The 10,940-nt window shown below is 53.9% G+C and carries 9 protein-coding genes and 1 tRNA gene; 3 read left to right on the top strand and 7 right to left on the bottom strand.

Annotated elements, in window-relative coordinates:
- The first annotated feature begins 68 nt into the window (after positions 1-68).
- A tRNA-Leu gene (locus ABWO75_RS12100) sits at positions 69-154 on the top strand.
- Positions 155-242: 88 nt separating this feature from the next.
- Here ABWO75_RS12100 and ABWO75_RS12095 read toward each other — a convergent pair.
- On the bottom strand, positions 243-1,529 hold the full coding sequence (locus tag ABWO75_RS12095; RefSeq protein ID WP_353185888.1) for an amidohydrolase family protein: 1,287 nt from the start codon (positions 1,527-1,529) through the stop codon (positions 243-245).
- 163 nt (positions 1,530-1,692) lie between these two features.
- Here ABWO75_RS12095 and ABWO75_RS12090 point away from each other — a divergent pair, with 163 nt between their 5' ends.
- The gene (locus ABWO75_RS12090; protein ID WP_353185886.1) at positions 1,693-2,709 is read left to right on the top strand and encodes a LacI family DNA-binding transcriptional regulator; all 1,017 of its coding nucleotides are present in this window, start codon (positions 1,693-1,695) and stop codon (positions 2,707-2,709) included.
- On the opposite strand, the gene ABWO75_RS12085 is transcribed toward ABWO75_RS12090, so the two are convergent.
- From ABWO75_RS12085 to ABWO75_RS12075, 3 genes are read right to left on the bottom strand one after another with little or no spacing between them, the layout of a single operon-like run.
- Positions 2,671-3,432 carry a glucosamine-6-phosphate deaminase gene (locus ABWO75_RS12085; RefSeq protein ID WP_353185884.1) on the bottom strand — a complete coding sequence of 254 codons (762 nt, stop codon included), beginning with the start codon at positions 3,430-3,432 and terminating at the stop codon, positions 2,671-2,673. The two genes, ABWO75_RS12090 and ABWO75_RS12085, sit on opposite strands and share 39 nt — an antisense overlap.
- Before the next feature lie 27 nt (positions 3,433-3,459).
- Positions 3,460-4,902, bottom strand: a complete 1,443-nt coding sequence (locus ABWO75_RS12080) for a Gfo/Idh/MocA family protein (RefSeq protein ID WP_353185882.1) — start codon at positions 4,900-4,902, stop codon at positions 3,460-3,462.
- Positions 4,903-4,932: 30 nt separating this feature from the next.
- The gene (locus ABWO75_RS12075) at positions 4,933-6,927 is read right to left on the bottom strand and encodes a dienelactone hydrolase family protein (RefSeq protein ID WP_353185880.1); all 1,995 of its coding nucleotides are present in this window, start codon (positions 6,925-6,927) and stop codon (positions 4,933-4,935) included.
- Positions 6,928-7,071: 144 nt separating this feature from the next.
- Here ABWO75_RS12075 and ABWO75_RS12070 point away from each other — a divergent pair, with 144 nt between their 5' ends.
- The gene (locus tag ABWO75_RS12070; RefSeq protein WP_353185878.1) at positions 7,072-8,121 is read left to right on the top strand and encodes a DUF4434 domain-containing protein; all 1,050 of its coding nucleotides are present in this window, start codon (positions 7,072-7,074) and stop codon (positions 8,119-8,121) included.
- 15 nt (positions 8,122-8,136) lie between these two features.
- Here ABWO75_RS12070 and ABWO75_RS12065 read toward each other — a convergent pair whose 3' ends face one another.
- The 3 genes from ABWO75_RS12065 to ABWO75_RS12055 form a co-directional block, all read right to left on the bottom strand.
- Positions 8,137-8,865: a (Fe-S)-binding protein gene (locus ABWO75_RS12065; protein WP_257656515.1), complete on the bottom strand. Its 729-nt coding sequence runs from the start codon at positions 8,863-8,865 to the stop codon at positions 8,137-8,139.
- A gap of 111 nt (positions 8,866-8,976) precedes the next feature.
- Entirely contained in the window at positions 8,977-10,020 is a 1,044-nt protein-coding gene (locus ABWO75_RS12060) for an N-acetylmuramoyl-L-alanine amidase family protein (protein WP_353185875.1), read from the bottom strand.
- A 135-nt stretch (positions 10,021-10,155) separates the two neighbouring features.
- Positions 10,156-10,940, bottom strand: a 785-nt coding sequence (locus ABWO75_RS12055; protein ID WP_353185873.1) for an MFS transporter, incomplete at its 5' end; no start/stop codon positions are given.

Below are 10,940 nucleotides of genomic sequence, written 5' to 3'. Positions count from 1 at the left end.
CTTTCGCTCCAAGAGATCCCTTCTTCTTGCAAAAAGAGAAGGGATTTATTGTTAGTACCTACTTTGTTGCCTGGATGGTGGAACTGGTAGACACGCAGGACTTAAAATCCTGTTCGCCCTAAAGCGAGTGCGGGTTCGATTCCCGCTCCAGGTACGTAAACAAATAAAAAGCCGGGGATACCGTCCCTGGCTTTTTCCGTTTAGGGGCAACCGGTACTGGCCGGGCGGTCTAACGCGGCCGTTTACTGTACAACCTGCGTTCCCCCTATCCACACTTCGGCAATCTGTTGCAGGTTCTTGATGTCATCGAGAGGGTTCTGGTCCAGCACAACCAAGTCGGCCCAATAACCCGGCTTCAGCAGACCGATATCTTTCAGCTTCATACAGGGTATGGCATTGCCGGTGGCCGATTGTATTATTTCCATGGGTGTCATCCCTGCCTCTGCCATCAGCTGCATCTCCATATGCTCAAAATAGCCAATAAACCGGGCAGGCATTCCGCTGTCGGTACCCATGATAATGGGTACTCCCCGATCGGACAATATTTTCATATTAGCCATTGCAACAGGCAGCTGGCGTTTGTAAGTCTGCGCGCTTATGCTGTTTCGGATTTGCTGCTGTCTTTCCGGATCAAGCAACGGCTGGATTTCTTCCCGGCTATATACACGCAGAAAGAATGGATCATCAAAAAATGCCGCGGTATCCTCGTATACGTAAGTGGATACTTCCCGGGTAAGTGTCGGACAATAGCAGGCGTTGTGGGCCTTCATCAGATCAATCAAGGCGTCGTCTACCTGCCGGTCACGTATACTGTGGGCCACCAGATTAGCCCCCGATTGAAGCAGTTTCTTTGTATCATCCAGGTAATAAGTATGCACGGCAAGCTGATAGCCCAGTTCATGCGACCGGTCAATAACGGCTTGATAGATTTCCGCCGGCATTTTTTTGCTGGTTCCCAGGTTATCGTCCACGCGGATCTTCATGAAGTCAACACCCATCCGGTGATTACTGTCTACCACTGAAACAGCTTCTTCGGGGGTGCTGCCATTGACTACCTCGCCGGCGATATATAACCGCGCCCGCTGATTGGCGGTTGTATCGTTGACGAACCGCATCGGAACAGCTTCCTTCCGGTCTCCCCCCAGACTTACTACGGTGGTAATGCCATACTGCGCATAGCGTTCCAGGTCATGAACGACATTTTCAGCGGAATAATGGCCGCCTTCCACCCCTTTCACATCGCCTACGTGCCCGTGTGTATTGATCAGTCCGGGAATGACGGTCTTGCCTGTTACGTCCCTGATCTCGGTAGCTTCCGGAAGCGCAACCTGATCCCGGGAGCCCACCGCAACGATGCGGCCGCCGTGCACCAGCACAACGCCATCCGCGATCGGGGCTGCGCCGCTGCCGTCAATGACCGTAGCCCCGACAAAGGCCGTATATGCAGGCTCTTCCGTGGTACTGTCAGCCCCGCAAGCGGAAAATAACAACAGTAAAGAAACCACAGTTAAGCATTGGAATGTTTTCATCAGCACTGGTTTTACAGGTAATTAATGACTTAAAAATAGTCACTTTTTCCGCTTCGATCCACACGGAACAAAAAAATTACCAAAATACCGGCCTAACCAGCCGGCATTGGCTATCCTGCAAAACTTTGTTATCTTGGTGGCGGTCTCTTTATGATCCCGTAACATGCCGGTTCAAACTACGATAAAAGACATCGCCCAGGCACTTGGAATTTCAGTGGCTACCGTATCCCGCGCCCTGCGCGACACCTACGATGTCAGCGAAACGACGCGCGAACGGGTGTTAAAAAAAGCCGAGGAGTTAAATTACAAGCCCAATGTGTATGCCGTGGGGCTTGCCGGCGGTAAATCAAAAAATATCGGCATCCTAATACCGGCTATTAACCACTACTATTTTTCCACCGTAATCACGGGCATTCAGGAAACAGCTTACCGCGAGGGATATAATATCATCCTTTTTGTCACCAACGATGCCGCGGATCGGGAAACAACCATTATCAAAAACCTGAATCCCCTGCATTTGGATGGCATCCTGATTGCCGCTTCATCTACTGCCGACGCCACTCCGGTTTTTGAGAAGCTGCTGGAGAATATGCCGGTTGTTTTTTTTGACCGCGTCCTGCCGGATATTGCGACATCGCACGTCAGACAGGACGATTACAACGGTGCCGTTGCGGCAACGGAGCACCTGCTGGCACAGGGGTATCGTCGCATTGCACACCTCGCCGGGCCGCCCGACCTCGACTTCACGTTACGACGTAAGCAGGGTTATACGGATACCCTCATCAATGCGGGCCACCCTGTACGACAGGAATGGGTGGTTCATTCGGGTTTTTCCCGGCAGGACGGGTTCGGTGACATGGAGCGCCTGTTGGCGCTGGCCGATCCGCCCGATGCGGTGTTTGCTGTTAATGACCGAAAGGCCATCGGTGCCATGCTGGCGTTGAAGGCAAACGGTATCGCCATCGGTCCGGAAATCGGGGTCATTGGCTTCACAGGTGATCCATCAGGCGAAATCATTTCGCCATCCCTCACCACGGTCGCGGAGCCTGCCTACGATATCGGTAAGCAAGCCTGTGAATTACTGATCAGCCACATCACCCGGAGCACATTCCAGCCACGTGAAGTCGTTCTTCCCGGAAAACTACTGATCCGCGATTCCACCCGCAGGTGTCCGCAATAACGAAGCCGATTCCTCATCGAGAAAGAAATAGCAACTGGGGTGTGTCTGTAAAATACTCGCCGGGTACCGGTTGCTTACCGGCTGTTCCAGACTGTCTTTAACGGCCTGTGCCTTTCTGCGGTCAGGTACGGAACAGATAATGTGTGTCGATTTGAGGATCTGCTTCACCGACATGCTGATGGCCTGCCGGGGTACTTCGCTGATGTCGGCAAACCATCCCTCATTGCACTGCTGCGCCCGGCAGGGCTCATCAAGGTCCACAACGAGGTACGGGGCATCCGTTTCAAAATCCGCGGGTGGGTCGTTAAAGGCCAGGTGACCGTTTTCACCAATGCCCACCAGTGCCACATCCACGGTAATTCCGCCGATCCGGGCGGCCAGGGCGTCAATGACCGCTATGGGATCCGACTCACCATCAATCAGGTAGGCTGCCTTCAATGGTCCGGTTCTGGCCAGCACACGCTCTATCAGGTATTTACGGAAACTAGCCTGGTGATGCACCGGCAGATCAATGTATTCGTCCAGATGGAATAACGTAACCGCTGACCAATCGATCTCCCTGTCCTGCAGTAGGGTATCGAGGGTTTCAAACTGACTGGTGCCCGTGGCGACAATAATAAAGGCTTCCCCCCTTTCGGCAATCGCTTTCCTGATATACGTTGCCGCCAATTTTCCGGCCTTATCGCCAAGAGCCTTTGCATCCGTTGAAATGATAACGTTCATGATAATAATTTATACTGTTGAATAATGTTAAGCACTGATAACCTGTGTTGTGCCGCCGGCAGTTAATGAAATATCGACGGGCTGATTCGTTTTCCAAGAACCCCCGGTAAAATCGGGCACCGGGATCGGCTGGCTGCCGTTCGCTACCGACCATTCCGACAGTGGTGATACCACGCTCCACGATGCGGCGTCATAAACGTCCATATCCACCGGCAGCCCATTCCGCAGGCAGTCAATTAACCGCCAGTCCATCAGAAAGTCCATACCGCCATGCCCCCCGATTTCCCGGGCAAGCTCCCCGAGCTTCCGTACCAGCGGCGGCGTATGCTGCGCTTCCAGTGCGCTGACTTCGGCCTCATCCAGCCAGCCGGTATGGCTGTTGGATATCCGTCCGGGCAATGGATATTTCTGTGCCGTTCCCTTGGTACCGCTCAGCAGGTGGATGCGGCTATAGGGTCTGGGCGATGTCACGTCGTGCTGGAGCATGATGGTCCGCCCCCGTTTAGTACGGATGATACTGGTATTCATGTTCCCCCGGATGTTATCGCCGATATACGGTTGGTAAGAAGGGTCCTCGGCAAGCTTTTCCTTGGCTGCTGCGCCGATCATAAAATCATTGGACGCCATGGAAACCATGTAGTCCATGCAGTCGCCGCGATTAATGTCCATCGCCTGGCAGATCGGCCCCAAACCGTGAGTGGGATACAGGTTTCCGTTGCGCCGCGTATTTTCTTTCAGCCGCCAGAGATCGTAACGCTTTTCACGGTCGAAGAAACTGTCCATGATATCGTGGATATACGCGCCCTCACCATGAATTAATTCACCGAAGAACCCCTGCCTGACGAGATTAAGGGTCAATAGTTCAAAGAAATCATAACAGCAGTTTTCCAGAATAACGCAGTGCCTGCGGGTGCGTTCCGAAGTTTCCACCAGTTTCCAGCAATCTTCTACCGTAGTGGCTGCTGGGATTTCAACCGCAACATGTTTGCCCTGTTCCATGGCGTACAATGCAATTGGAGCATGCAGTTCCCAATGGGTACAGATGTAAACCAAATCGATATCATCGCGTTCGCATACCTGCCGCCAGTCTTCCGCCTTTCCGCCGTATAGCTGCGGCTTGTGCCCCGGCCGTTTGATCCGGGCTTCGGCAACCTTCGTCCGTTCCTCCCGGATGTCACACAGCGCAACGATGGATACGCCCTCGATGTAGCTTAACCGCTCCACCGCAGCGGCTCCACGGTTGCCGACACCAATGAAAGCCACGCGCACCCGGTCCATTTTAGGTGCCGCATATCCACTCATGTTAAATGCCTGGGCATGGGACTGCATCGCCTGCTTCCGGATATGGCCAAGGGCCGATTCCTGTTCGGGAGTGCCGGCTCCCGAACAGGATACCATTGCGGGCGTGGCCGCCAGCCCGATCCCGGCGAGGCCGGACAGTTTCAAAAATGCTCTTCGGTTTCTTTTCATATTCGGTTTATTTAGGATAAGTGGTTCGGACTATTCAAACCGGACATCCACCTGTCGGTTTGCATTACGCTGCATGGTCTTGAAAAAACCCCAGTGTGCACGCAACGCAGTAGCATCCAGCGGACGGCCGGAAAGGGTGCACGGATTCCGGAAGGTGATGGGTCCGTTCGCCAATGCAGCCAGCATTCCGATGTCACCCCACGGAAGGATACCCGGAACGTGGACGCTCATGTTATAATGATCGATTCCTTCCGCTGTATCAAAAAGGTAGCTCACGGGCGTGTCCATAACAGTGATTTTTTTTGGCGCGAGGGTGAAAGGTGCAGCATACAGTGCCGCCAAGCCCGCTTCGCGGAATCCGGTTAGCTGGATGGCTGCCTTGGGATACTCCGACTGCACCCATTGCATTGCCAGGCATAGCTCACCCGCCCATTGCCCCATCATCGTATGTCCCAACCACAGCATGGAACGCGACAGCGTGTGATGCGGGCTCAGCCTGCCGTCGATTTGTGTCGCGGTAGCGGAACCCTGCGATCCGGTGCCCCACAAATCCAGGGTAAGAATTCCCTTTCCCTCCGCCACAATATCCGAGACAGCCGATGCGGGCAACCGGTCGCGGCCCTGACCGTGCACCAGCACCGTCATGCCGGCCGCAGGATCGGCAGGTTGCTTTAGCCAAATTGGCAATACATTGCCGGATACCGTTGTCAGCTGCACGGCTTGCCAGTCATCGGTCACAGCCTGAGGGTCCGCCTGCCGAAGTTGTTCTTCTTGCAGGCCGAGAAGTTGCCGCAGCCGGCGTTTCTTTTCTTCAGGTTCAATGGACAACGCCTGCATCAGCGCTTCCCGGACCCGGTGTCCTTCGCCCGTACAGAAGGTCGCTGTTGTCTGTACCGCGGCTTCTCGCGCTCCGGGACGGTACGTAGCCAGTTCTCCGGCACTGCGGATGTCGGCATTGGGTACGGTCAGCGGCGGTTCATTGGCTGGCCGCTGCTTCAGGTGCCTGTTAAACCAGGCTATCATCGACGCCTGCATTGCGGCATTATAGCCATGCACACCGGCTATTACCTGATGGTCGATGTGATTTCCCACGTCCAGCTGCTCGAATATTGGCTGTGCATAACGATAACTCCGTTGCATTTCCGCCGGCATAAACGACGGATTCGCCTCATCCGCTGCGTTGATGATTCGGAGTGCACGCGGGGCAATCAGTCCCAGTACGCCGGCTTCTTCCGTAAAAGTGAGCCCTCCCGGCAATAACTCGCATACACAGTTGCTGTTCATGATGTACGACTGAAATGTACCTACGCTGACCACCGGAACAACTGCTTTGACACGGGTGTCCAAAGCGGCCAGCCACATGGCCTGGTTCCCTCCCCCGCTTGCGCCGGTTGCCCCGATACGCGCATGATCTACATAAGGCAGCGTACACAACAGGTCCACCGCACGGATATTTTCGGTAACCTGCATACCCAGCAGCGTTTTTCCGATATTCAATAACGAAGCACCGAGATTACTGCCGTGGTATTCTTCCACTCCGGCAACGGTCGAACGCTCGCCGGCGCCCCATGCGTCCGGCACCAGGCAAACATAGCCATGCCGTGCAATGTATTGTGCGACCTCCTGGAACAGTTCGGAATTCCGTGCACCTTCCCAATGGCCGTGTGTCAGTACAATACCGGGATGTGGTCCTTCCCCCGAAGGGATGTAGAGACTGGCGGTGGCAAACACGTCCGGAAGCGTCTGGTACCGGATGGCTGCAACCGTCAGCCCCTGTAACGGTATCCGTTTTGTTTCCTTCAGCAGCAGCGGCAATTGGGGATAAAACGCAACCCCAGCCTGTGCAACGATATGTTCCCTCAGCTGTGCTGCTGTTTCTTCCCAGGCAATCGCCTGAAGGGTATGCCAATGCCGGCCGGCTGCTTCCGCAGCCCGCATGTGCAGCTGCCGGGCCAGCGGATCGTCGATAATTCCACTGTGGCTACGGTCGCCCGCAAGGGAATCAGCAGATGGGGAGTTTTTCATAACCGGTTAATATGGTGATGCAGACACTTGTGTGCCTACCAAAAATAACCGTTGTGCCGTTAGCAGACAAGCATTGATCCGTCAAAATTACCGAGAACGTTATCGAAATTCCGTATCTTGCTGCCACTAATACCGATTACGCAAATGAAAAGAAGAAATTTCCTCCACCTGGCCGGGGCATCCGCAGCGCTGGCGTTTTTTCATGGACACGCTTCGGCGGCACCGATCGGAAACAACCGGAAAGCACACGCCATTACCGGTACATGGTTCGAGTTCCAGCATCATAGCGAAGTAGAGGGAACCTACTGGAATCCGGCTTTGGCGGCATTTACGGCGGACGACTGGGAAGCAAAGGTTGCGGAAATCGCCGGGACCGGCATCCGCTACCTGGTACTGCTGGATGTGGCGATCTATGGCAAAAGTTTTTACCCCTCGGCTCTGCTGCCCCAACACGCGTTGACCGATAATGATCCCCTGGAAACGGTGCTGTCGGCAGCGGATAAACATCACCTGCGCGTATTTATGAGTAACGGCTTTTTTGGCGACTGGCGCAATCCGGCATTGCTGATGCAGGATAAAGACGTACACCAGTTGCGCGTAAGGGCCATGGAGGAGCTCACTGAAAAATATGGCCATCATCCCAGCTTTTACGGCTGGTATTATCCCAACGAAACGGGCATTAACGGCCATTTCGACGATAACTTTATCCAATATGTGAACAAATGCGCTCGGGAGGCCCGTAGGCTTACGCCCCGAGCGAAAACACTGATTGCGCCCTACGGCACAAGAAACGTAGCGGCCGACGACGGCTATGTAGCGCAGCTCGACAGGCTGGATGTGGATTTTATTGCCTACCAGGACGAAATCGGCGTGCAGAAAACACGGGTGGATGAAAGCAACGCAATTTTTGAAAAACTACAACGCCTGCATCGTAAATCCGGCCGTAACGAGTTATGGGCCGATGTTGAGGTTTTTGCATTTGAGGGTGAGGTCTATCGCTCGGCGTTAGTGCCCGCTGCCCCTGAACGCGTGCTGGCACAGCTGGAGGCACTGGCTGAACTGGTGGAACAGGTATTCATTTACCAATATACCGGGATGATCAACCGGCCCGGGTCGTCGGTAACGATTGGCTATCGCGGACAGCACGACCTGTATACAGCGTTAACGGAAGCGGGATGGCTGAAGCGCCGGTAACGCGCTTGCCTCTTGTCAGATATTCGCCCAGCCATGTGCCAGCACGTCGGCCAGGTGCATGGTTTTGATGGGCAGTTGATGTTTGGTGATGTAGGCCTGCAGCTGCATGAGGCAGGAAGCATCCGTGGAAATCAGGTAATCGGCTTCCATTTCCAGCGCGTGATGCACTTTCTGTTCAGCCATGGCACTGGATATCGCCTCAAACTTCACGGCAAATGTACCGCCGAAACCGCAACAGGTCTCGGTATCGCGCATTTCCACAAGTTCCAGGCCATCCACTCGTTCCAGCAACTGGCGGGGTTCCTCTTTGATGCGGCATTCCCGTAAGGCCGAACACGAATCGTGGTATACGGCCCGTCCTTCCAGCTCTGCTCCGAAGTAATCCTTTTTCAGCACGTTTACCAGAAAAGAGGATAACTCATGGATATTGCCCTGTATCGTCCGGCAATGGTTGTGGATCACGGTATTGGTAAACAGGTCGTCATACGCATTTTTGACCATTCCCGTGCACGATGCGGACGGTGAAACAATCGGATGTTCGCCGGAAAAATCATTCAGGAACTTCTGCCCGACCTGTTTTGCCTCGTCCCAGAACCCGGCATTGTAAGCCGGCTGGCCACAGCAGGTCTGCTGCGGGTTGTAGATTACCGTACAGCCTGCTTTTTCCAATACACGCACGGTGTTAAAGGCCGTTTCCGGAAATAGCTGATCGATAAAACAGGGGATAAATAGCTGTACAGTCATATGTCGTTAACGGCAAAGTTAGCGCAATATTGGAAACCCGGGAACAAAAATATTATTTCATAGCTTACGCGGCGTCCATTCCAGTATAGGGTTCTATATGAACTCCGATGATCACTTTTCTTCCGCAGCGTCCCAGCCGGGAACATAATATTCGGCCGTGCGGATCGCTTCCTGCTTTGCTTCGGTTTCCTGGCCAAGGCGCAGCAGCAATTCTGCCCGGTGCCGGTGGTCCTGTCCGGCTACGTAAGAGTCAGGAAATGAACGGGCGGAACGCGTGAAGTATTCATAGGCCTCCCGCCAGGCGGCCGAATCTGTTTTATTCATCAGGGCAAGGCCCGCGGCGTAGTCGTCGTGCCATTTCTTGGCTATAGGGCTCATGCGGTCGGCTTCCTGCAATCCCCGGAACGGAGGAATCTGCGCAACGATGGAATTTTTATCATGGATCGGCAGCGCCGGTGCACTGAAGTAGTTGATCAGCGCATCGAGGTATGCTTCGGCTTCCCGCCTGTTGTAAACGGTATCTTTAAGCCGCTGCTCTTCGGGCGGATGGGTAAAAAACGAGGCCTCGGCCAGTACCGCCGGAATGCCGTAGGTACCCCGCAGCACTGCAGCGCCGGCATCGGCAAAAACCGTATGATCCGAAACGATGCTTACCGGCACCTCTTTTTGGTACATGTGCTTCCGGAACGCTTCTGCCAGCGTTTCGCCGAGCCGGACACCGGCGAGGTTTTCACTGATATTGCCATGGAAATAAATAATCGGAAAATTTACGGCGTCGTCGGCCGTTGCATTGTGGTGGATGGAAAGAAACACATCTGCGTTATTTTCCCTCGCAAGCTCCGCGCGGCGGGCTAACGGCACCTGTTCATCAATCGTCCGCGTCATGATTACCCTGGCTCCGTGTGCCTCAAGCAGCTGCTGTAAATATGTACTCACGCGGAGGTTGACCCATTCTTCCCGCTCACCGGTCGGCCCCTGACGGTAACTGTCGGTCGCCGCGGTGCCGCCATGGCCCGGGTCAATGCAAATAACCTTGCCCGCGAGCGGGCCCGACTGGGCAAACGCATTTCCGCCGAGCGCCACGCTCATTAAAACGGTTGCACACAATATGATGCTGCCAAAAAGGAAATTAACTGTCGTTTTCTTGTAATTCATCTTATTCTTGTTAAGCGTTCCAATGGTGGTTTGTGTCCTTAGGCGGTACAACATACGACAAAAAATCAGCATATGAAACACACTGCCCTTATGCTGCGGAAAAAAAGCCTTCCACATCGCAAAAACGGCCATCGGTTACTGACCGTTTGTCCGCGAAACCCGGAGCATGCGCCACAGCAGCGCCAGCCCGATGAGAAAAAAGATACCCAGGCACAATGCCGAGTAACGGATATTATGGGTGATCTGTTCAATAAGCGCAAAGGAAAATAACCCCAGCACAATGGCCACCTTTTCTGTCACGTCATAAAAACTGAAAAACGAAGCTGTATCCACTTCATCCGCTGGCAACAGCTTGGAATACGTGGAGCGCGAAAGCGACTGTATCCCCCCCATTACCAGTCCCACAAGTGCGGCAAGACCATAAAATTGCACTTCATGGGTAATGTAGAACGCGGAGATACAAATTCCCGTCCAGATACAGACCACCAGCATCAGCACCCGGACATTGCCGATATACCGCGCAAGCAGCGACATCAGGTAGGCCCCCGCAATCGCCACCAGCTGGATAATCAGAATCGTGGCAATTAACTTCGGTGCGCCAAGATGCAACACTTTCTCGCCAAAAGATGCCGCTACAATCATAACCGTCTGCACGCCCATGGCATAAAAGAAAAACGCGGGTAAAAAACGTTTAATTTCCGGTATCTCCCGCAACCTGCGCCAAACCGCTGCCAGTTCGGAGAACCCTTTTTTCACCACATGCCGGGTAACACGCTGGCCATTGTACGTGTTTTTGGGAAGCTTCCGAAACGGGATCTGCGCAAATCCGATCCACCAGAGGCCAACCAGCAGGAAAGATAGCCGCGCTGGAAAACTCGGATCCGTGATACCGAACCACTCGGGTTTCAGTACAAAAACAA

Origin of the sequence: Parapedobacter lycopersici, from assembly GCF_040395035.1 — a bacterium.
GTDB lineage: Bacteria > Bacteroidota > Bacteroidia > Sphingobacteriales > Sphingobacteriaceae > Parapedobacter > Parapedobacter lycopersici_A.
This window is presented reverse-complemented; position numbering and strand designations above follow the sequence as displayed.

Coding starts and splice junctions, on each gene's coding strand:
- ABWO75_RS12095 (WP_353185888.1), bottom strand. CDS start 1,529: ATGAAAACATTCCAATGCTTAACTGTGGTTTCTTTACTGTTGTTATTT.
- ABWO75_RS12090 (WP_353185886.1), top strand. CDS start 1,693: ATGCCGGTTCAAACTACGATAAAAGACATCGCCCAGGCACTTGGAATT.
- ABWO75_RS12085 (WP_353185884.1), bottom strand. CDS start 3,432: ATGAACGTTATCATTTCAACGGATGCAAAGGCTCTTGGCGATAAGGCC.
- ABWO75_RS12080 (WP_353185882.1), bottom strand. CDS start 4,902: ATGAAAAGAAACCGAAGAGCATTTTTGAAACTGTCCGGCCTCGCCGGG.
- ABWO75_RS12075 (WP_353185880.1), bottom strand. CDS start 6,927: ATGAAAAACTCCCCATCTGCTGATTCCCTTGCGGGCGACCGTAGCCAC.
- ABWO75_RS12070 (WP_353185878.1), top strand. CDS start 7,072: ATGAAAAGAAGAAATTTCCTCCACCTGGCCGGGGCATCCGCAGCGCTG.
- ABWO75_RS12065 (WP_257656515.1), bottom strand. CDS start 8,865: ATGACTGTACAGCTATTTATCCCCTGTTTTATCGATCAGCTATTTCCG.
- ABWO75_RS12060 (WP_353185875.1), bottom strand. CDS start 10,020: ATGAATTACAAGAAAACGACAGTTAATTTCCTTTTTGGCAGCATCATA.